Genomic DNA, 18,604 nt, shown 5'->3' with positions numbered 1-18,604 from the left:
GTCATTATGGCACCGAGTACGATCGCAAACTTCGCGCAATTTTGATGAAGCATATTCCGGGCGCAATGAAATTGCCGCCCATCAGGAGACAATGATGTCCAAGAACCCCAATCTCACCCTGTCCGGCCCGGATCTGGCCGCGCTTCTTTGCAGCCGCGTTTGCCACGATGTCATCTCGCCGGTCGGCGCGATCAATAACGGGCTGGAGCTCCTGGATGAAGGCGGCGCCGATGCCGATGCGATGGACCTGATCCGCACCAGCGCGCTCAATGCTTCCGTCCGCCTGAAATTCGCACGTCTCGCCTTCGGCGCGTCGGGCTCCGTCGGCGCCTCGATCGACACCGGCGAGGCCGAGCGTGCAGCCAAGGATTTCGCCGTCGCCGAAAAAAAGACCGAGGTGATCTGGAACGGACCGCGCGCCATCGTCGCCAAGAACCGTGTCAAGCTGCTGCTCAACCTCTTCCTTGTTGCCTATTCCGCCATTCCGCGCGGCGGCGTGCTCGAGGTAACGCTCGAAAATCCCGAGTTCGATGCGAAGTTCAAGCTCACGTCCAAAGGCAAACTGATGCGCCTGCCGCCGAAGTTCGTCGAGATATCGACCGGCACTATCGAGGAGGCGATCGACGCCCATTCGATCCAGCCCTATTACACCGTGCTTCTGGCGCAGGAGTGCGGAATGACGCTTGATCACAGCGCCAGCGCCGACGAACTGGTGTTCACGGCAGTGGCTGCGGCAGCCTGATTTCGGGGCGCGGACCTGTGTCGGCGCCCCGTCCGGTAACGATTCTTTAGCCTGATGGACCTATTCTCCAGGGTTGTAAGAGGCCTCTTGCTGCGACGAATGCGGGGGCAAAGGAGCGACCATGCAAAGGTTCATGATCACCGATAATTCGGACATCGTCCGCAAGGTTGGCAAGCGCATTCTCTCCGAACTCGACTTTCTCGTCAGCGAGGCCTCCAACGCCGGCGAGGCGCTGCAGCGCTGCCAGGCGGAGCTGCCGGAATATCTGATCGTCGATTCCGGCATGGAAGGCGCCCTCGACCTCATCGCTGCCATCCGTGCCATGGAGGGCGGCAAAGAGGTCAAGATCTATTACTGTGTCGTCGAGGCGGATCTGAAGAAACTGATGGCAGGCAAACGGGCCGGTGCCACCGACTTCCTGCTGAAGCCGTTCGATCGCAAGATCCTGACCGCCGTTTTCGGAAATCGCGCGATCGCCGCCTGACGGGCAGATCTCTTTCCGCCGATATCGGCACCACCGGAGCATGATGCCGCGTGCAAGCGGTTTCGGCCGCCCCACGCTATTTCCTAGATCGAAAGAACAGCGGATTTCAGGTCGATCCGGCCTGAGGTGAGGGCGGATTCTTATTGCGCAGGCAGAAACGAAAAATCCCGCCGAAAAGGCGGGATCTTCGTTTATCCGATAAGGGGGATCGGAAAAAAATATCAGGCGGTTTCGGCGTATTCGGCACCGTCCGGCTCGCGAAGAACGTAACCACGGCCCCAGACGGTCTCGATGTAGTTGGCGCCGCCGGCAGCGTTGGCGAGCTTCTTGCGGAGCTTGCAGATGAAGACGTCGATGATCTTCAGTTCCGGCTCGTCCATGCCGCCATAGAGGTGGTTCAGGAACATTTCCTTGGTGAGGGTGGTGCCCTTGCGGAGCGAAAGCAGCTCCAGCATCTGATATTCCTTGCCCGTCAGGTGGACGCGCTGGCCGCCGACTTCGACCGTCTTGGCATCGAGGTTGACGATCAACTCGCCGGTCATGATGACCGACTGGGCGTGTCCCTTGGAGCGGCGGACGATGGCGTGGATGCGGGCGACGAGCTCGTCCTTGTGGAACGGCTTGGTCATGTAGTCGTCAGCGCCGAAACCGAGGCCGCGAACCTTGTCTTCGATGCCGGCCATGCCCGACAGAATAAGGATGGGCGTCTTGACCTTGGACAGCCGGAGAGTGCGAAGCACTTCATATCCGGACATGTCGGGCAGGTTCAGATCGAGAAGGATGATATCATAATCATACAGCTTGCCCAGATCGACGCCTTCTTCACCGAGATCGGTGGTATAAACATTAAAACTCTCTGATTTAAGCATCAACTCGATGCTCTGCGCTGTCGCGCTGTCATCCTCGATTAGAAGTACCCGCATAATTATCCCCTTTACCGCCGCCGAAAGGTGGTCTGGCCCCCTACACGATACCGAACACGCTACGTGATTTGAAAGCTGCCACGAAATGGTTAACAAATTCTAATTCACTCTGGCAAGGAGTATCGAATTTATTAAACAATTTTTCCATTTCTCTGTTTTCCAATAAGAATCTCAAAAAGGTGCTCCTCAACTTTAACATTAGGAAACAGCGCTAAGTGATTCATCCGACTCGCCAATGAAAAGGTTCGAACTTCATGCCTCGGCATTTACCGACCCTTAAATCATCGGGCCTATCATTAACGATGCCCGTAAACGAAAGGTTACCAGCGGTAGGTATTTGTTAATATCGCGGGAAATTTTTTAGCAAACCGTGTCAAAGCGGCGCGCAGGGCAGTTTCAAGTTGAGCCGGGGTCTCGCATCACGGGAGTAATGCGTATGAAGTCGCGAGAAAGTCTCGTTCGCCTGAAGGAATTTCAGGTGAACGAAAAACGACGTCAGTTGCAGCAGTTGCAGATGATGATGTCCGAATTCGAACGGATGACGAAGGATCTGGAGAGCCAGATCGTCGTCGAGGAAAAGAAGTCCGGTATTTCCGACCCGAATCACTTTGCTTATCCGACCTTCGCCAAGGCCGCGCGTCAGCGGGCCGACAACCTGCAGGTTTCGATCAAGGAACTGAAGATGCAGGAAGAGACGCTGGAAATGGCGCTCGAGGAGATGCAGGCGGAATATGCAAGGGCCACAGCGCTGGAAGAGCGTGACGGCGGCGCCAGAGCAAGGGCGTAACAGAAACGGCTGGGTGCCGGCTTCGGCGCCCTGGGATCGCCACTGAGAAGCCATGTATGATGGGCGCGCTGTCCGTTATACATGGCTTTTGGTGTTTGCCTTATGGCGTCGCTCCCATGCGAAACGAGATTCGTCCCCCGCGGGGACGATTTGTCTTATGCATGTCCTTGTCCCAAAACCCGCTGTGCGTTTTTGGGCGACATGCATTAATTCACGACATCCTTCCATTCCGGATGGCGTTGCGCCTGCGCCTTGAAAAATGGGCAGAGCGGGAAGATCTTCCAGCCGCCGGTGCGGGCTGCCTCTACGGCGTGGAGCGCCAGTGCCTGGCCGACACCTTTGCCGCGCAGCGCATCGGGAACGGCCGTGTGATCGATGATGACCAGCTTCGGCGATGTGCGTGAATAGGTCATCTCCGCCTCGTGCCCTTCGACCTCGGCCGCATAGCGGCCGCCGGAGACGCCTTCCTCACTTCGAATGTCCATTGTCTTTCCTCATAACCGATATTGTCGTAGCGGACCGTGACATGGCGGCGCGGTCGTGCCAAGCCGTGGAGGCAATTCGGGCAGGAGACAGAGTGTTCATGCAAAATGTCGGATCGATGAGAGGTTCAGGGCAATGAGTGCGCTTTCGATGGCTCGCCCCGTGCTTCTCGTGGCTGCGCCGTTCTTCCTGGCGCTCGGCCTCGTCTTGCCGCTGGTCCGTTTCGAGACGCTGTATTTCTTCGACGAAACGCCGTCGCTCATCGAAATCATCGTCTCGCTTTGGCAAGGCGGGGACGGGCTGCTGGCGGCAATCGTCGCCCTGGTTTCGATCCTGCTCCCGTTTCTGAAGATGATCGGCATCACCGTGGAGGCGATGGGGATCACCGCAGAAGCGACGGCCGCCGGGGGTGGGGCCGGCAGCCTGTTCTATCGTCGCGTCGTACCGCATCTGTCCAAGTGGTCGATGATGGATGTGCTGCTCGTCGCGATCGTCATTGCGGCGGCGAAGACGACGGGGCTGGCGGATGCCTTCACGCAGCCCGGCCTCTGGTGCTACGCGGCCTCGTCAATGATTTCGGGCCTTCTTCATTCCCTCATGGGAGATGCGTCCGGCCCGAAATAAATGTCGTCAATGCTGGGGTGTGATCAGTGACGATATTGCTGAATGCGCGTGGTGCGCAGGCCGGCAAGACCGTGGCTGTTGATCGACGACTGCCAGGACAGGAATTCTTCGACCGTGAGCGTGTAACGCTCGCAGGCCTCTTCCAAGCTCAACAAGCCACCGCGGACAGCCGCGACAACCTCTGCCTTCCGGCGAATCACCCAGCGCCGCGTATTGGGCGGCGGAAGATCCGCGATCGTCAGGGGGCTGCCATCGGGGCCGATGACATATTTTACTCGGGGACGTATCATTTCGGTCATTGGACTCTCTACACAACGCAAGACCACGAGCCCCACTCTAGCCTGCCACATTTAAAAATTGCCTAAACCCATCGTAAGACTTTGATAACAAATTTAGACGCCCGCCCTGGCCGGTGATGGGGGCGGCTGCCTGCCGCTACGTCAATTTGTAGCGCCTGCATGGGAGCCATGCATGGGGAATAAATATTAGCTGATTTCCCGGGACGATTTTATAAGGGCGGCAACATAAGAATGAGCGCAAGAGTTTGTCTCCGTTCTTCCCGCTGTATCAGTCCAGTTCGTGTTTTTGATGCTTCGTATCCTCGGGATGCGGGCAGAAACCGTCTTTGCTGATGCCCCGGCGCGAAGTTTTCGCCGCCGGCAGCGAGGTCGAGCCGAAGCTGGCCATACGAGGATATGAAGTTGAAAAGACGTGAGCGCGCAGTCGGCGACTGCGCTGAGGATGCTGCATTTTCGCCTTCGCCGGCCGATGGCACCGGGGTTTCGGCCGACGACGGTAAGGAACGGCTCGACGCGATGGCGAAGCTTGCGGGCTTCGATTTCTATCTGCTCTCGGCTTTCCCGCGGGGCGACCGCACGGCTTTCACTGAAAACCGGTTGATCAGCAATTGGCCGCAAAGCCTTGTCGGCTTTTACGAGGCTGCCGATCTCTTCTATTGCAGCAGACTGGTGACCGCGATGAAGCGGACGATTGTGCCGATCTTCTGCGAGGAGGGGTGGTTTGCGGGCAGCGCCGCCAATCAGGAAAACCGCAAACTCAACGTGCTCTTTCAGATGCATGGGCTGAAGAATAGCTTCGCCTTCACGCTGCACGACGCTGACCTGAAACAATACATCTTCGCCTTCTCAGGCGGCTGTCCTATGCCCAAGCGAGAGCAGGCGATGGCGCTGCTCTACGGCTGCATAGAGCTTCTGGACAAGGTTTCGCGTAGCAGCAGCGTGGAGGATGGCCCGTTGGAGACGCTCACCCGGCGCGAAATCGAATACCTGCGACGCTGGCTGATTCCTTAAATCGGAATCGATTTAAGGAATCAGGCAGCAATTCAAAGTGCTACAGCGTCCTTTGCGCGTCTAAAAAGATACGCGGCGCTGTAGTCGGCGGCCGGCAAGAGCAGCGACGAGATCGCGATCATTCTCGATCTCTCGTCGCTTACGGTGGTGGGTTATTGAAGAGCGCGATGCGTAAGCTCGATTCGGTCAGCCGCATGCAGGCGGTCGCCAGAGCATTCCGGTACCGGCTGCTCTGAGGCAGCCGGCCCTTTCTCACAAACTCACAAAGCTAAAGCTGGGGGCATGTCGCGCAAAGTGTGCATCGCTTTTTGTGCGACATGCGCAAAAACAAAGACTAAAGCGCGAGGAGCGAATCTGAAGATCGCGACGCTCTTTAGAAGCCTTTTCCGCGGGTCAGCTCCGACACGACGGTTCCGAAAATGATGCGCATGTCCATCAAGATCGAAAAATTCCCGACGTAGTAGAGATCGCTGGCGATGCGGGCGCGCGCCTTGGCCGGACGATCGGTCGGACCGCGCAGGCCGCGCATCTGGGCAAGACCCGTCATGCCGGGGCGCATCGCATGGCGCTGATGGTATTCCGGTACGAGCTCTTCGTAGAGCACGCCGCCGGCGCGCATGCCGATCGCATGACAGCGCGGGCCGACGACCGACATGTGGCCCAGCAGTACGTTCAGCAGCTGCGGCAACTCATCGACATTCGTGCGGCGCAGAATGGCACCGACGCGAGTGACGCGCGGATCATTCATCACCGTCTGGGCAACGCCGGAGACGTCGCAGAGGTCGGTGCGCATGGAACGGAACTTGTAGACCTTGATGGCCTTGCAGTTCTTGCCCCAGCGGGTCTGCTTGAAGAGCACCGGCCCTGGGCTGTCGATCTTGATCAGCAGGGCGACGAACAGAAGGAAAGGGGCGAGGACGAGGAGGGCGCTCAACGACGAAACAATGTCGAACGCCCGCTTCAGGACCAGATCCACCAACGGCGCCTGCGGCGCATCGCTGTGGATAACAGGGGTCTGGATCTTCAGGCTCGGCTGCTGGCGGCGGCTCGGCCGGAAGGACTCTGTCGAAATGCTGTTGTTTAATTCCGTGATGCTCAAGGATCGTACTCTGTTGTCTTCGAGGGGGCGCGGCGGCAATAGGCGATCAATGGTTAACCCTGTCACCAGGGCTGCACTTAGGTCTTGGTAACCCTACTAAAACGGAAAAATGCGACAATTGTGTAATGGTGTCCAGAGAAATATCGCATCGCAGCAAATCTTTCGCATCTGCGTTAAGTTGAGGCAAGCTCATGATATTTCGTTAATAATTGAAATTTTGTCAAAGTTTCTAGGCCTTTGGAGGGGTTCGCCGAGGGCTGGCGACGTGCCGTTTCGACACTTGGCCCATGGCTCTTAACCGTATTTCTTAACGGCAGACGAGGCGAAATTTTTCTGATGAGGATATCGATCGGTGTCGAAGCCGTGTCAGAATGTGACAAAATCAAGGCGGGTTGGGTGGCGGTATAGCGTCCGGAAACGATGCAGAGCGACGAGTTTCCGGCCAGAATCACCTAGTGAGGCCCGATCGCGCGAATCACTCACAGCTGGAAATGGGATCGTGGACCGCTTCCGGACCCGCAGGGGGAGGATATTGGCGGGTAAGGGGGGCGGCCGCAGGTCGATCGCGGATCGTCGCGGCACGCCTGGACGCGTGGCGGCGATGCAAAGGATTGCGCCGCCTGCCGGTATTCAGCGATTCCCGCGGGTGATCACGCCGGTTCGAGGACGCGTTTCCTGCCACCCCAGGAGATGAAGTTCGGGTTGGCGAAGTCGAAATCGGCCGCCGTCCCCGTCTTGCCATAGGTCAGCGGCGTCCCGTCCAGCGTCACCGTCGAACCGCCAGCGGCGCGCAGCACCGCATCGCCGGCCGCGGTGTCCCATTCCATCGTGCGGGTGAAACGCGGATAAACGTCGGCCTTGCCTTCGGCGAGCAGGCAGAACTTCAGAGAGGAACCGATATTGGTGCATTTGAAGATCGCGTGGTCGGCGAGGAAGCTTCCGGTCTCCGGGCTGTTGTGACGAAGGCTTGCAAGCGCCAGCCTGTCGTCCGGCTGTTCGCGCACCGTGATTGCGCTGCGTGCGCCAACCGTGAAATCGTCCATGACGACGAGCCTTTCGGCCTGGCCGCGTTCTCCCGAGAAGGCAAGCCCCAGCGCCGGCGCATAAACGATGCCGGCCACCGGGGCGCCGTTCTCGATATAGGCGATGTTGACGGTGAATTCCTGTCGTCCGTCGACGAATTCACGGGTGCCGTCGAGAGGGTCGACCAGGAAGAAGCCTCGCCCGGCAATGTCGGGCACTTTTCCGGCGGCGACCGATTCTTCCGCCACGACGGGTATTTCGGGATAATCTCTGGCGAGATGAGCGAGGATGATACGTTCGGCCTCCTCGTCGGCGACCGTGACCGGACTTGCATCCGCCTTCATGGCTACGGGGAAGCCTTCGCGCAAGACCGTGATGATGGCCTTGCCGGCTTCGAGCGCCGCCTTTTCAAATGTCCTCAGCATTGTCCTTTTGCCGTTCGCCACGCGGCGAGCACCCCGCTGACGCTCGTCCGCAAACCATCCCTGTCACAACCAGATACGCAAGTTAATATGGTGTTCCCCGTCGTGCTCCGCATCCCTCAATACGCAGCCTGATGATGCTACCATAAGTTTTCAGCCTTGTCAGACGAAGATGCGGCATCGCTGGTGAAATGGCATTCGTCAAAGGGGCTGCCTTGGGGTCTGAATTTGCTCCATCTTCCAATTCTGTGGAATAGCTTACGCAGCAAGCGGCGCAGGAAATCGACGGCGATATCTCCGGATGGTTAACCCAGTGGCCGTTTCTGACTAAAAATAGGCCCTACTCTGCCGTTTTTCTGTGGATTTTGGTTCAAAATGCGCCAGTTAACCCTGTTTCCGCAAGAATCTGTCGGAGTAAATCCTTTTTGTCTTCACATTTTCGATGAAACCGCTATGCATTCGGCCTATGAGGTTCCCTGAAACGGGGAACCAAAGAACCAAAAAGAGATGCAGCATGTTTCGCTCGCATCCAGGGGAAAACGACATATGGAGTATTTCGTCCAGCAGCTCTTAAACGGGCTGACGCTCGGATCCATCTATGGCCTTGTGGCTATTGGCTATACGATGGTTTACGGCATTATCGGCATGATCAATTTCGCCCATGGCGACATCTTCATGCTCGGTGGTTTCGCCGCTCTTATCGTCTTCCTCGTCCTCACATCCATCTTCGCAGGTCTCCCGGTGGCCGTTCTGCTGCTGGTGATGCTTGTCGTTGCGATGCTGATGACGAGTTTGTGGAATTGGACGATCGAGCGCGTCGCATACCGGCCCCTGCGCGGGTCCTTCCGCTTGGCGCCGCTGATTACCGCGATCGGCATGTCGATCACGCTGTCCAACTTCATCCAGGTGACGCAGGGTCCACGCAACAAGCCGATCCCGCCGATGGTGAGCTCGGTCTACCAGTTCGGCAACATCTCGGTGTCGCTGAAGCAGATCATCATCATCGTGATCACCGCAGTGCTGCTGACGATCTTCTGGTACATCGTCAATCGCACGGCACTCGGCCGTGCCCAGCGCGCCACTGAGCAGGATCGCAAGATGGCGGCGCTGCTCGGCGTCAACGTCGACCAGACGATCTCGATCACTTTCGTTATGGGTGCGGCACTCGCGGCCGTGGCCGGCACGATGTACCTGATGTATTATGGCGTCGCCTCGTTTAACGACGGCTTCACGCCTGGTGTGAAGGCCTTCACGGCAGCCGTTCTCGGCGGCATCGGTTCGTTGCCCGGCGCCGTCTTCGGCGGCCTGCTTATCGGCCTTATCGAGTCGCTGTGGTCGGCATACTTCACCATCGCCTACAAGGACGTCGCGACCTTTGCGATCCTGGCTTTCGTGTTGATCTTCAAGCCGACCGGCATCCTCGGGCGGCCGGAAGTCGAGAAGGTATAACGTCATGGCAAACATCGAAAATTCTGCAGGCAAGCCCGATGCCGGACTTGTCCGCAAAGGCCTTACCGAAGCTCTTTTCGCCGCCGTCCTGTCGTTCGGCATGTTCGTTCTCTATGTCGGCCTCAAGACCGACCAGAACATCAGCAACGAGTTGATCATTGTCCAGCGCTGGGGCCTGCTTGCGATCTTCGTCGCGGTCGCCGCCATCGGCCGCTTCGCCATGGTCGTTTTCATCAGGCCGAATATCGACCGCCGCAAGCTCAGCAAGGCGCGCGAGGGCGAGCTCGCCATCTCGACCGAGAAGAGCTTCTTCCACCGGCATTTCCTGAAGATCGCGCTGATCGCGCTGCTGCTTTATCCCATGGTGGTGGTGGCGATCAGAGGCCCTCAGGGCTCGCTGACATATGTCGACAATTTCGGCATCCAGATACTGATCTATGTGATGCTCGCCTGGGGGCTGAACATCGTCGTCGGCCTCGCCGGCCTGCTCGACCTCGGCTATGTCGCCTTCTATGCCGTCGGCGCTTATTCCTACGCGCTGCTTTCGAGCTATTTCGGCCTGTCCTTCTGGGTGCTGCTGCCGCTTTCGGGCATCTTCGCGGCACTCTGGGGCGTCATTCTCGGCTTCCCGGTGCTGCGCCTGCGCGGCGATTACCTTGCCATCGTGACGCTCGCCTTCGGTGAAATCATTCGTCTCGTCCTCATCAACTGGACTGAAGTGACGAAAGGCACCTTCGGTATCTCGAGCATCCCGAAGGCAACACTCTTCGGCATTCCCTTCGATGCGACGGCCGGCGGCTTTGCCAAGCTCTTTAACCTGCCGATCTCCTCGGCCTACTACAAAATCTTCCTGTTCTATTTGATCCTGGCGCTCTGCATGCTGACGGCCTATGTCACCATCCGGCTGCGCCGCATGCCGATTGGACGCGCCTGGGAAGCTTTGCGTGAAGACGAGATCGCCTGCCGTTCGCTCGGCATCAACACGGTGACGACCAAGCTCACCGCTTTTGCGACGGGCGCGATGTTTGCCGGTTTCGCCGGCTCGTTCTTCGCCGCCCGCCAGGGCTTCGTCTCGCCGGAATCCTTCGTCTTCCTGGAATCGGCCGTCATTCTCGCCATTGTTGTCCTTGGCGGCATGGGGTCGTTGACCGGCATCGCGATCGCCGCCATCGTCATGGTCGGCGGCACCGAGTTGCTGCGCGAGATGAGCTTCCTAAAACTCATCTTCGGACCAGATTTTACGCCGGAACTCTACCGCATGTTGATCTTCGGCCTCGCCATGGTCGTCGTCATGCTGTTCAAGCCGCGCGGCTTCGTCGGCTCGCGTGAGCCGACAGCCTTCCTCAGAGAGCGCAAGGCGATATCCGGAAGCTTCATCAAGGAGGGCCATGGTTGATGAGCCCCGTAACGACGAATACGATGTCTGACGACACTCTTCTCAAGGTCGAACACCTGTCGATGAAGTTCGGCGGCCTGATGGCCATCAACGACTTCTCCTTCGAAGCCAAGCGTGGCGATATCACCGCGCTGATCGGGCCGAACGGCGCCGGCAAGACCACCGTCTTCAACTGCATCACCGGCTTCTACAAGCCGACGATGGGCATGATCACGTTCAACCAGAAGAGCGGCAAGCAATACCTGCTGGAGCGCCTGCCGGACTTTCGCATCACCAGGGAAGCCAAGGTCGCACGCACCTTCCAGAACATCCGGCTGTTCTCCGGCCTGACCGTTCTCGAAAACCTGCTGGTTGCCCAGCACAACAAGCTGATGAAGGCATCGGGTTATACGATCCTCGGCCTTATCGGTGTCGGCCCCTATAGGCGGGAAGCGGCTGCTGCAATCGAGCTCGCCCGTTTCTGGCTCGAGAAGGCCGACCTGATCGACCGCGCCGACGACCCCGCCGGCGACCTGCCCTACGGCGCCCAGCGGCGTCTCGAAATCGCCCGCGCCATGTGCACCGGCCCGGAGCTGCTTTGCCTGGATGAACCGGCTGCCGGCCTCAACCCACGGGAATCGGCAACGCTCAACGCGCTGCTGAAGAGCATTCGCGCCGAAACCGGAACGTCGATCCTGCTGATCGAGCACGACATGTCTGTGGTCATGGAAATCTCCGACCACGTCGTCGTCCTCGAATATGGTCAGAAGATTTCCGATGGCACACCGGATCACGTGAAGAACGATCCGCGGGTCATCGCGGCCTATCTTGGCGTCGAGGATGAAGAAGTGGAAGAGGTGATCGCAGCCGTCGAGCAGCTCGAAGGAGGCGCAAACTGATGGGCGATGAAGTAATGACGGGTCAACCGCTCCTTCAGGTGAATGGCGTCGAAACCTATTACGGCAATATCCGGGCGCTGGCCGGCGTCGATGTCCACGTCAACAAGGGCGAGATCGTCAGCCTGATCGGCGCCAACGGCGCCGGCAAGTCGACACTGATGATGACGATCTGCGGCAGCCCGCAGGCCCGCACCGGTTCGGTGGTCTTCGAGGGCCGCGACATCACCCGCATGCCGACGCATGAAATCGCCCGTCTGCGCATTGCGCAGTCGCCGGAAGGCCGCCGCATCTTCCCGCGCATGACGGTTCTGGAAAATCTTCAGATGGGTGCCGGCCTCGATAATCTGAAACACTTCGCCGAAGACGTCGAGAAGATCTTCACGCTCTTCCCGCGTCTCAAGGAACGTCACGCCCAGCGGGGTGGAACACTTTCGGGCGGCGAGCAGCAGATGCTGTCGATCGGCCGCGCGCTGATGGCGCGCCCGAAGCTGCTGCTTCTCGACGAACCCTCGCTCGGTCTTGCGCCGCTGATCGTCAAGGGCATCTTCGAGGCGATCAGGAAGCTCAACGAGGCGGAGGGGCTGACCGTTTTCCTCGTCGAGCAGAACGCGTTCGCCGCCCTCAGGCTTTCTCACCGCGCCTACGTGATGGTGAACGGCAAGGTGACGATGAGCGGCTCCGGCAAGGAGCTTCTTGCCAATCCCGAGGTCCGCGCCGCCTATCTCGAAGGCGGAAGACACTAGGTCGAAAGGAGAGTTTGACATGCAGGGACTTTTCTTCGAAGCGGATGCCGGCCCCCTTGTGGCGATCCGTGTCATCGTCTTGCTCTTAGGCTTCTGGACGGCCTGGCGCGCCGGCAAAGCGGTTGCCGAGGGCTGGAGCGACTATCCGCTGGTCATCGTCTATACATTTCTGCTCGCCTGGGCGATGCAGTTCCTGCATCATGCCCTGTTCAACGGGCCGATGCTCAACACCTTCTACTATATCCTCGACTTCGTGACGCTGCTGGTGTTCTCGACGGCCGGCTTCCGCTACCGCCGCACCAATCAGATGGTTAACAACTATTACTGGCTGTACGAAAAAACTTCCGCGTTTTCGTGGAAGGACAAACATTGACAGTCCGTTGAAACTAGGCATGAATTGCCTTCCGAGTGGAACAGCTTTCCTGGCGCAGTCAATGGTGGGTAGTGCGCTGGGCCTTGGACCGGAACCCGCCCAAAAATTGGGAGTAATAATATGAAGAAGTCTCTTCTGTCGGCAGTGGCTCTGACGGCGATGGTCGCCTTCAGCGGCAACGCGTGGGCCGACGTTCTCATCGCTGTCGCTGGTCCACTGACTGGCCCGAACGCCGCGTTCGGCGCTCAGCTCCAGAAGGGTGCCGAACAGGCAGCCGCCGACATCAACGCGGCTGGCGGCATCAACGGCGAGCAGATCAAGATCGAGCTCGGCGACGACGTCTCCGACCCGAAGCAGGGCATTTCGGTCGCCAACAAGTTCGCTGCTGACGGCGTCAAGTTCGTCATCGGCCACTTCAACTCGGGCGTTTCGATCCCGGCTTCGGAAGTCTATGCCGAAAACGGCATCCTCGAAATCACCCCGGCCGCGACGAACCCGACCTTCACGGAGCGGGGCCTCTGGAACACGTTCCGCACCTGCGGCCGTGACGACCAGCAGGGTGCCATCGCCGGCAAATATCTTGCCGATCACTTCAAGGACGCCAAGATCGCTGTCGTTCACGACAAGACCCCCTACGGTCAGGGCCTTGCCGACGAAACCAAGAAGGCTATGAATGCCGCTGGCGTCACGGAAGTCATTTACGAAGGCATCAACGTCGGCGACAAGGACTTCTCGGCCCTCATCGCCAAGATGAAGGAAGCCGGCGTCTCGATCATCTATTGGGGTGGTCTGCACACCGAAGCCGGTCTCATTATCCGCCAGGCGGCCGACCAGGGCCTGAAGGCGACGCTGGTTTCGGGTGACGGTATCGTTTCGAACGAACTGGCCTCGATCGCTGGCGACGCCGTCGCCGGTACGCTGAACACCTTCGGCCCCGATCCGGCGGCGAACCCTGCGAACAAGGAACTCGTCGAAAAGTTCAAGGCCGCTGGTTTCAATCCGGAAGCCTACACGCTCTATTCCTACGCTGCGATGCAGACGATCGCTGGGGCCGCCAAGGCTGCCGGTTCGCTGGATCCTGAGGCCGTTGCCAAGGCCATGAAGGAAAAGGGCCCGTTCCCGACCGTTCTCGGCGACATTTCGTTCGACGAAAAGGGCGACCCGAAGATTCCTGGCTACATCATGTACGAATGGAAGAAGGGTCCGGACGGCAAGTACAGCTACTTCCCGCAGGGCATGTAAGCCTCGCTCCCTTTATGGGACACGATTATCGAAGCCCGGTTCCGACCGGGCTTCTTTCTTTTGGCGGGTGTTTCAATTCCGGCCTGGCTACCGTGCCGCATCGCTCATCGATCGATCCCACGAAGACGGCGCGTTATGGCGCCCGGCAGCTCGCTTCACTGGAGGGGTTGCTGACGGCGAAAAACGGTACGATCCGGCGGTGGGCTTGACGTTTACGAGGCGGAACCTGATGCGCCGGAGGCGCTTCGGCGAATGGAGACCGTCATGGTCGCACGGCATCTCGGCAGCGCCACGGAACCAGCCTCCATCACCCTCTTACATCTCGTACAGCACGTGCGTGGCTTTCACGGCGGCCGAGGCGCGGTTCTCGACGCCGAGCTTCACGTAAATCTGTTCGAGGTGTTTGTTCACCGTCCGCGCTGACAATCCCAATATTTCACCGATGTCGCGGTTGGCCTTGCCCTTGGCGATCCAGAGCAGCACTTCGGATTCGCGCTGGGTGAGCGAGAAGCGCTGGCGCAGCACCTCGTCGTCGCTCCGCTGATTGGCGGCGGTGAGGCGGAAGAGATATTCGTCAGGGCCGATTGCGCCGAGGAAGGCGAGCTGCAGCGCCGCCTGGCCGGCATGGGCGATCGAGATGATGCCGTCGCGCACCGCGGCGACGCGGTCGCGCATCCAGCCGGCGATATGGCGGACGACGATTTCCATGCCGTCATCGCTGCCCATGGCGGCATTGACCAGGCGTGTCGCTTGCGGCGTTGACCAGTGGATGGCGCCGTCGCCCTTGACTGCCAGCAGATGGCGGCCGGCTGCGTCGAGCGCCACGCGGGCGCTCTGGGCCGAGCGGGCATTGCGCAGATGGACGCGGATGCGGGCGCGCAGTTCGTCGATATTGATCGGCTTGCTGAGATAATCGACGCCGCCGGATTCCAGCGCGTGCACGACATGCTCGGTCTCGGTCAGGCCGGTCATGAAGATGACGGGCACCTGCGCCACCGCGGCATTCGCCTTCAGCCGGCGGCAGGTCTCGAAGCCGTCCATGCTGGGCATGACGGCGTCGAGCAGGATGAGATCGGGCGTGATGCGCTCGACGATACCAAGTGCCGCCGTGCCCGATGTGGCGATCAGCACGGAGAAGCCGGATTGTTCGAGCGCGTCGGTCATGAAGCCGAGTGCTTCGGCCGAGTCGTCGACGAGCAGAACGATGTCGCGGGGGAGGGCCGGCTCAGCCAATGGATTCCACCTTTTCGTCGAAGTCGTGCAGGAAGGTCATGAAGCCGGCGAGATCGAAGGCGGCGACATAGGCGCGAAGTTCCTCCGTGAATGGCTGATTTGCCTCCACCTTGGCAAGGTCCGAAAGCTTGGCTTCGATGCCTCTGATATAGCCGATCTCGCCGAGCCGCAGCAATTCCTGCACATGGGCAGCACCTGGGCTCAGCATCGGCGCTTCGATCTTGACAGGAACGGCTGGCGTGGCATCGGCATAGATCCATGTCAGGCCAAGATGCAGGGCGAGCTTGTCGCGCAGCTGGCGGATGTCGACCGGCTTGCCGATCGCATCATTGTGGCTGTCGTCACTGTCGCTGAGAACGGCCGCGTCACCGATATTGGCCGAGAGCATCAGCACCGGCGCCGTCTGGCCGGCCTCGCGCAGACGCGAGACGAGCTGCCAGCCGTTCATGCCGGGCATCAGGATATCGACGAGGAAAAGGTCCGGCATGATGCCCTCGATCAGCGTCAGGCATTCGCCGCCGCCTGCCGCCGTCAACACGATGAAATCGAGCGGCGCCAGGATCTCGCGCATCATCTCGCGGTGGTCCTCGTTGTCGTCGACGACGACGACCGTGCGGCGCGGGCCGTCATAACCGACGATGCGCTTCTCCTGCGGCGCTGCGGCCACGGCGCGCGTGACGGCAGACAGCATCAGCCGGACGCGGAAGGTCGAGCCTTCGTCCTTCGCGCTTGAAACCGAGATCTCGCCCCCGAGCGTATTGGTCAGAAGCCGGGTGATGGTGAGGCCGAGGCCGAGCCCCGGCATCGGCCGCACGCTTTCGGCTTCACCGCGCTGGAAGGGTTCGTAAATACGGGGCAGGTCTTTCTCCGTGATGCCTCGGCCGGTATCGGCAACGGTAAAGGTCGCGACCTGGCTGCGATAGCCGACATCGAAGGTGACGCTGCCTTCGTCAGTGAACTTGATGGCATTGGAGAGCAGGTTGACGAGGATCTGGCGCAGGCGCTTTTCGTCGGTGCGGACGAATTGCGGCAAGGCCGGCGCGCGCTCATGGATGAAGGCAAGCCCCTTTGCCTGCGCCTGCGGGCGGAACATATCGACGATCTGGTCGAGAAAATCCTGGATGTTGATCTCGTTGGAATAGACCTGCAGGCGGCCGGCCTCGATCTTCGAAATATCCAGCAGGCCGTCGATCAGGCCGGAGAGGTGTTCGGCGCTACGGCGGATGACCTTGATCGAGGATTGGCGCGGCGCCGGGATGGTCTCGTCGCGTTCGAGGATCTGGGCGTAGCCGAGCACGGCGTTCAGCGGCGTGCGTAATTCATGGCTGAGCCCGACGACGTAGCGGCTCTTGGCGCGGTTGGCGGCCTCGGCCGTCTCCTTGGCGTTTTGCAGGGCGGCGTCGGTCTTCTTGTGGGCGGCGATTTCCTTCAGCAGCAGCGTGTTCTGGCGTGAGGATTCCTCCTCGGCAACGACGCGGCTGTCATGGGCGAGCACATAGAACCAGCAGACGACGCCTGAGATCACCGAGAAGACGAAGAAGACGATGAGGATGGTGCGATTGACGACCTCACCCGTCTCGGGCGAGGCGGAGGCGACCTGATGGGCGATCATCGCCAGGATTGCGCCGATGGCGGTCAATGCCAGCACGACGGCGATGCCGTAGCGGCCAAGGCGCGTCGCCAGCTTCCCCAGAATGGCTTCCGGCAGCAACGCCTTGGCGACGGTGCCGACCTGCGCGTTGAAACGGGCAGCCGGCTTGCACATGTCGTGGCAGCGACTGTCGAGCGAGCAGCAGAGCGAGCAGATCGGCGCGGCATAGGCCGGGCACCAGGCCATGTCCTCCGGCTCGAACGGATGCTCGCAGACCGAGCAGGTGATGTTCGCCAGGTTCTTCCAGCTCTGGCGCGGCTTGCGGGCGAGATAGAACTTGCCTTTCGTTGCCCAGGCGATGACAGGCGAGGCGACCAGCGCAATGACCAGCGTAATATAGGGAGCGAGCGAGGCGGCGATCTCCCCGAAGGCGCCGAAATGGGCAATCAGCGACACCGTCGCCGACAGCGTCATGGCGCCGAGGCCGACCGGGTTGATGTCGTAGAGGTGGGCACGCTTGAACTCGATGCCGGGAGGAGCCAGCCCCAGCGGCTTGTTGATGAAGAGATCGGCGGAGATCGTGCAGAGCCAGGCCATGGCGATGATCGAGAAGATGCCGAGCGTCTCCTCCAGCAGCCGGTAGATGCCGAGTTCCATCAAAAGCAGGGCGATTGCGACGTTGAAGACCAGCCAGATGACGCGGCCGGGATGGCTGTGGGTCAGCCGCGAGAAGAAGTTCGACCAGGCGAGCGAACCGGCATAGGCGTTCATCACATTGATCTTCAGCTGCGAGACGACGACGAAGGCGGCCATCAACAGCAGCGCGCCATTATGCCAGGGGACCATGTAGCCGAAGGCGGTCAGATACATCTGCGCCGGGTCGGCGGCGCGATCGAGGGGGACGCCCGAGGTGAAGGTCAGCACGACCAGGAAGGAGCCGGCAAGCAACTTCGGCGCGCCGATGATGACCCAGCCGGGCCCGGCGAGAAAGATCGCCAGGCGGTGGCGCCACTTGCGCTGCGGGTCCGGCGGCAGGAAGCGCAGGAAGTCGGCCTGTTCGCCGATCTGCGACATCAGCGCCAGGATGACGGCGGAGGCCGCGCCGAACTCCACCAGATCGAATTCGGCGATGGTGCCGGGCGGACCGGAGGCATGGCGGATGCCGGCGAAGGCGCGCCAGAGATCGAATTTTTCCCAGTCCAACAGGGCGATGAAGATGAAGGGCAGGATATTCAGCACGATCCAGAAGGGCTGGGTCATCAGCTGGAACTTGCTGATCAGCCGTACGCCGTGCGTCACCAGCGGGATCACCATGACGGCGCTGATGATGTAGCCGATCCAGAGCGGGATGCCGAGGGTGAGCTCCAGCGCCCCGGACATGATCGATGCCTCGATCGCAAACAGCATGAAGGTGAAGCTCGCATAGATCAGCGAGGTGATGGTCGAGCCGATATAGCCGAAGCCCGCGCCACGCGTCAGAAGATCGATGTCGACGCCGTGGCGGATGGCGTAGCGGCTGATCGGCAGGCCGATCGCCAGCATGGCGATCGAGGCGACGATGATGGCGTAAAAGGCGTTGGTGGTGCCGTAGGAGAGGGTGATTGCGCCGCCGATCGCCTCCAGCGCCAGGAAGGAGATCGCGCCGATCGCGGTCTGCGAGATGCGCTGCGAGGAGAAATGCCGGGCGCTCTTGGCAGTGAAGCGCAGCGCGTAATCTTCCAGCGTCTGGTTGGCGACCCAGCGATTATATTCGCGTCTTACCGGAATGATGCGTTGGCGCGCTGCCATGTCTTCCTTTCCGG

Annotated in this window: 18 protein-coding genes and 2 pseudogenes; 13 read left to right on the top strand and 7 right to left on the bottom strand. The window is 60.0% G+C overall.

Annotation, left to right across the window (positions count from 1 at the left end; genetic code table 11):
• Positions 1 to 94 precede the first annotated feature (94 nt).
• Complete coding sequence (locus HX898_RS16125; protein ID WP_003542366.1) at positions 95 to 742, top strand: histidine phosphotransferase family protein; 648 nt, start codon at positions 95 to 97, stop codon at positions 740 to 742.
• Positions 743 to 863: 121 nt separating this feature from the next.
• Entirely contained in the window at positions 864 to 1,226 is a 363-nt protein-coding gene (locus HX898_RS16120; protein WP_003542364.1) for a response regulator, read from the top strand.
• A 221-nt stretch (positions 1,227 to 1,447) separates the two neighbouring features.
• Here HX898_RS16120 and ctrA read toward each other — a convergent pair whose 3' ends face one another.
• Positions 1,448 to 2,149: a cell cycle two-component system response regulator CtrA gene (ctrA, locus tag HX898_RS16115; RefSeq protein WP_003542362.1), complete on the bottom strand. Its 702-nt coding sequence runs from the start codon at positions 2,147 to 2,149 to the stop codon at positions 1,448 to 1,450.
• 436 nt (positions 2,150 to 2,585) lie between these two features.
• Between ctrA and HX898_RS16110 the strand changes: the two genes are divergently transcribed.
• Positions 2,586 to 2,936 carry a hypothetical protein gene (locus HX898_RS16110; RefSeq protein WP_003542353.1) on the top strand — a complete coding sequence of 117 codons (351 nt, stop codon included), beginning with the start codon at positions 2,586 to 2,588 and terminating at the stop codon, positions 2,934 to 2,936.
• Between the two features lie 206 nt (positions 2,937 to 3,142).
• Here HX898_RS16110 and HX898_RS16105 read toward each other — a convergent pair whose 3' ends face one another.
• Complete coding sequence (locus HX898_RS16105; RefSeq protein ID WP_003542350.1) at positions 3,143 to 3,421, bottom strand: GNAT family N-acetyltransferase; 279 nt, start codon at positions 3,419 to 3,421, stop codon at positions 3,143 to 3,145.
• A gap of 55 nt (positions 3,422 to 3,476) precedes the next feature.
• Here HX898_RS16105 and HX898_RS16100 point away from each other — a divergent pair, with 55 nt between their 5' ends.
• A complete protein-coding gene (locus tag HX898_RS16100; RefSeq protein ID WP_180195078.1) occupies positions 3,477 to 4,043 on the top strand; it encodes a paraquat-inducible protein A in 567 nt (188 codons plus the stop codon).
• Positions 4,044 to 4,066: 23 nt separating this feature from the next.
• On the opposite strand, the gene HX898_RS16095 is transcribed toward HX898_RS16100, so the two are convergent.
• Positions 4,067 to 4,342: a DUF1153 domain-containing protein gene (locus tag HX898_RS16095; protein WP_007533628.1), complete on the bottom strand. Its 276-nt coding sequence runs from the start codon at positions 4,340 to 4,342 to the stop codon at positions 4,067 to 4,069.
• A 396-nt stretch (positions 4,343 to 4,738) separates the two neighbouring features.
• On the opposite strand from HX898_RS16095, the gene HX898_RS16090 reads away from it, so the two are divergent.
• Positions 4,739 to 5,353, top strand: a complete 615-nt coding sequence (locus tag HX898_RS16090) for an autoinducer binding domain-containing protein (protein WP_246697923.1) — start codon at positions 4,739 to 4,741, stop codon at positions 5,351 to 5,353.
• Positions 5,354 to 5,437: 84 nt separating this feature from the next.
• Positions 5,438 to 5,589: pseudogene (locus HX898_RS33230) on the top strand (helix-turn-helix transcriptional regulator); the annotation flags it as partial.
• A gap of 137 nt (positions 5,590 to 5,726) precedes the next feature.
• Here HX898_RS33230 and HX898_RS16085 read toward each other — a convergent pair.
• Both HX898_RS16085 and cysQ read right to left on the bottom strand, forming a co-directional pair.
• Entirely contained in the window at positions 5,727 to 6,452 is a 726-nt protein-coding gene (locus HX898_RS16085; protein WP_026158830.1) for a sugar transferase, read from the bottom strand.
• Positions 6,453 to 7,102: 650 nt separating this feature from the next.
• Positions 7,103 to 7,900: a 3'(2'),5'-bisphosphate nucleotidase CysQ gene (gene cysQ / locus HX898_RS16080; RefSeq protein WP_138330194.1), complete on the bottom strand. Its 798-nt coding sequence runs from the start codon at positions 7,898 to 7,900 to the stop codon at positions 7,103 to 7,105.
• A gap of 543 nt (positions 7,901 to 8,443) precedes the next feature.
• Here cysQ and HX898_RS16075 point away from each other — a divergent pair.
• From HX898_RS16075 to HX898_RS33225, 7 genes and pseudogenes are all read left to right on the top strand, one after another.
• Positions 8,444 to 9,346 (top strand): branched-chain amino acid ABC transporter permease, encoded by a 903-nt coding sequence (locus tag HX898_RS16075; RefSeq protein ID WP_003542342.1) that lies wholly within the window; start codon positions 8,444 to 8,446, stop codon positions 9,344 to 9,346.
• A 4-nt stretch (positions 9,347 to 9,350) separates the two neighbouring features.
• The gene (livM, locus tag HX898_RS16070) at positions 9,351 to 10,742 is read left to right on the top strand and encodes a high-affinity branched-chain amino acid ABC transporter permease LivM (protein ID WP_138386792.1); all 1,392 of its coding nucleotides are present in this window, start codon (positions 9,351 to 9,353) and stop codon (positions 10,740 to 10,742) included.
• Complete coding sequence (locus HX898_RS16065) at positions 10,742 to 11,620, top strand: ABC transporter ATP-binding protein (RefSeq protein ID WP_027663854.1); 879 nt, start codon at positions 10,742 to 10,744, stop codon at positions 11,618 to 11,620. Before livM ends, HX898_RS16065 begins: the two co-directional genes overlap by 1 nt.
• On the top strand, positions 11,620 to 12,363 hold the full coding sequence (locus tag HX898_RS16060; RefSeq protein WP_003542336.1) for an ABC transporter ATP-binding protein: 744 nt from the start codon (positions 11,620 to 11,622) through the stop codon (positions 12,361 to 12,363). Before HX898_RS16065 ends, HX898_RS16060 begins: the two co-directional genes overlap by 1 nt.
• Before the next feature lie 19 nt (positions 12,364 to 12,382).
• Entirely contained in the window at positions 12,383 to 12,736 is a 354-nt protein-coding gene (locus HX898_RS16055) for a DUF6867 family protein (protein WP_138330195.1), read from the top strand.
• Between the two features lie 120 nt (positions 12,737 to 12,856).
• Positions 12,857 to 13,978: a branched-chain amino acid ABC transporter substrate-binding protein gene (locus tag HX898_RS16050; RefSeq protein ID WP_138330196.1), complete on the top strand. Its 1,122-nt coding sequence runs from the start codon at positions 12,857 to 12,859 to the stop codon at positions 13,976 to 13,978.
• Between the two features lie 195 nt (positions 13,979 to 14,173).
• A pseudogene (locus tag HX898_RS33225) lies at positions 14,174 to 14,275 on the top strand (D-glycerate dehydrogenase); the annotation flags it as partial.
• Between the two features lie 18 nt (positions 14,276 to 14,293).
• Here the strand turns inward: HX898_RS33225 and HX898_RS16045 are convergent.
• Positions 14,294 to 15,211: a DNA-binding response regulator gene (locus HX898_RS16045; RefSeq protein ID WP_138330197.1), complete on the bottom strand. Its 918-nt coding sequence runs from the start codon at positions 15,209 to 15,211 to the stop codon at positions 14,294 to 14,296.
• A complete protein-coding gene (locus tag HX898_RS16040; RefSeq protein ID WP_138330198.1) occupies positions 15,204 to 18,590 on the bottom strand; it encodes an ATP-binding protein in 3,387 nt (1,128 codons plus the stop codon). The genes HX898_RS16045 and HX898_RS16040 overlap by 8 nt, the downstream gene beginning before the upstream one ends.
• Between the last annotated feature and the right edge of the window lie 14 nt (positions 18,591 to 18,604).

Source organism: Rhizobium sp. WYCCWR 11128, from assembly GCF_013416305.1.
GTDB lineage: Bacteria > Pseudomonadota > Alphaproteobacteria > Rhizobiales > Rhizobiaceae > Rhizobium > Rhizobium indicum.
This window is presented reverse-complemented; position numbering and strand designations above follow the sequence as displayed.

Excerpts from the sequence above, each read along its gene's own strand:
- livM (WP_138386792.1), top strand. The coding sequence starts at position 9,351 with ATGGCAAACATCGAAAATTCTGCAGGCAAGCCCGATGCCGGACTTGTC.
- HX898_RS16090 (WP_246697923.1), top strand. The coding sequence starts at position 4,739 with ATGAAGTTGAAAAGACGTGAGCGCGCAGTCGGCGACTGCGCTGAGGAT.
- HX898_RS16110 (WP_003542353.1), top strand. The coding sequence starts at position 2,586 with ATGAAGTCGCGAGAAAGTCTCGTTCGCCTGAAGGAATTTCAGGTGAAC.
- HX898_RS16055 (WP_138330195.1), top strand. The coding sequence starts at position 12,383 with ATGCAGGGACTTTTCTTCGAAGCGGATGCCGGCCCCCTTGTGGCGATC.
- HX898_RS16120 (WP_003542364.1), top strand. The coding sequence starts at position 864 with ATGCAAAGGTTCATGATCACCGATAATTCGGACATCGTCCGCAAGGTT.
- ctrA (WP_003542362.1), bottom strand. The coding sequence starts at position 2,149 with ATGCGGGTACTTCTAATCGAGGATGACAGCGCGACAGCGCAGAGCATC.
- HX898_RS16125 (WP_003542366.1), top strand. The coding sequence starts at position 95 with ATGTCCAAGAACCCCAATCTCACCCTGTCCGGCCCGGATCTGGCCGCG.
- HX898_RS16095 (WP_007533628.1), bottom strand. The coding sequence starts at position 4,342 with ATGACCGAAATGATACGTCCCCGAGTAAAATATGTCATCGGCCCCGAT.
- HX898_RS16065 (WP_027663854.1), top strand. The coding sequence starts at position 10,742 with ATGAGCCCCGTAACGACGAATACGATGTCTGACGACACTCTTCTCAAG.
- HX898_RS16040 (WP_138330198.1), bottom strand. The coding sequence starts at position 18,590 with ATGGCAGCGCGCCAACGCATCATTCCGGTAAGACGCGAATATAATCGC.
- HX898_RS16050 (WP_138330196.1), top strand. The coding sequence starts at position 12,857 with ATGAAGAAGTCTCTTCTGTCGGCAGTGGCTCTGACGGCGATGGTCGCC.
- cysQ (WP_138330194.1), bottom strand. The coding sequence starts at position 7,900 with ATGCTGAGGACATTTGAAAAGGCGGCGCTCGAAGCCGGCAAGGCCATC.
- HX898_RS16060 (WP_003542336.1), top strand. The coding sequence starts at position 11,620 with ATGGGCGATGAAGTAATGACGGGTCAACCGCTCCTTCAGGTGAATGGC.
- HX898_RS16105 (WP_003542350.1), bottom strand. The coding sequence starts at position 3,421 with ATGGACATTCGAAGTGAGGAAGGCGTCTCCGGCGGCCGCTATGCGGCC.
- HX898_RS16075 (WP_003542342.1), top strand. The coding sequence starts at position 8,444 with ATGGAGTATTTCGTCCAGCAGCTCTTAAACGGGCTGACGCTCGGATCC.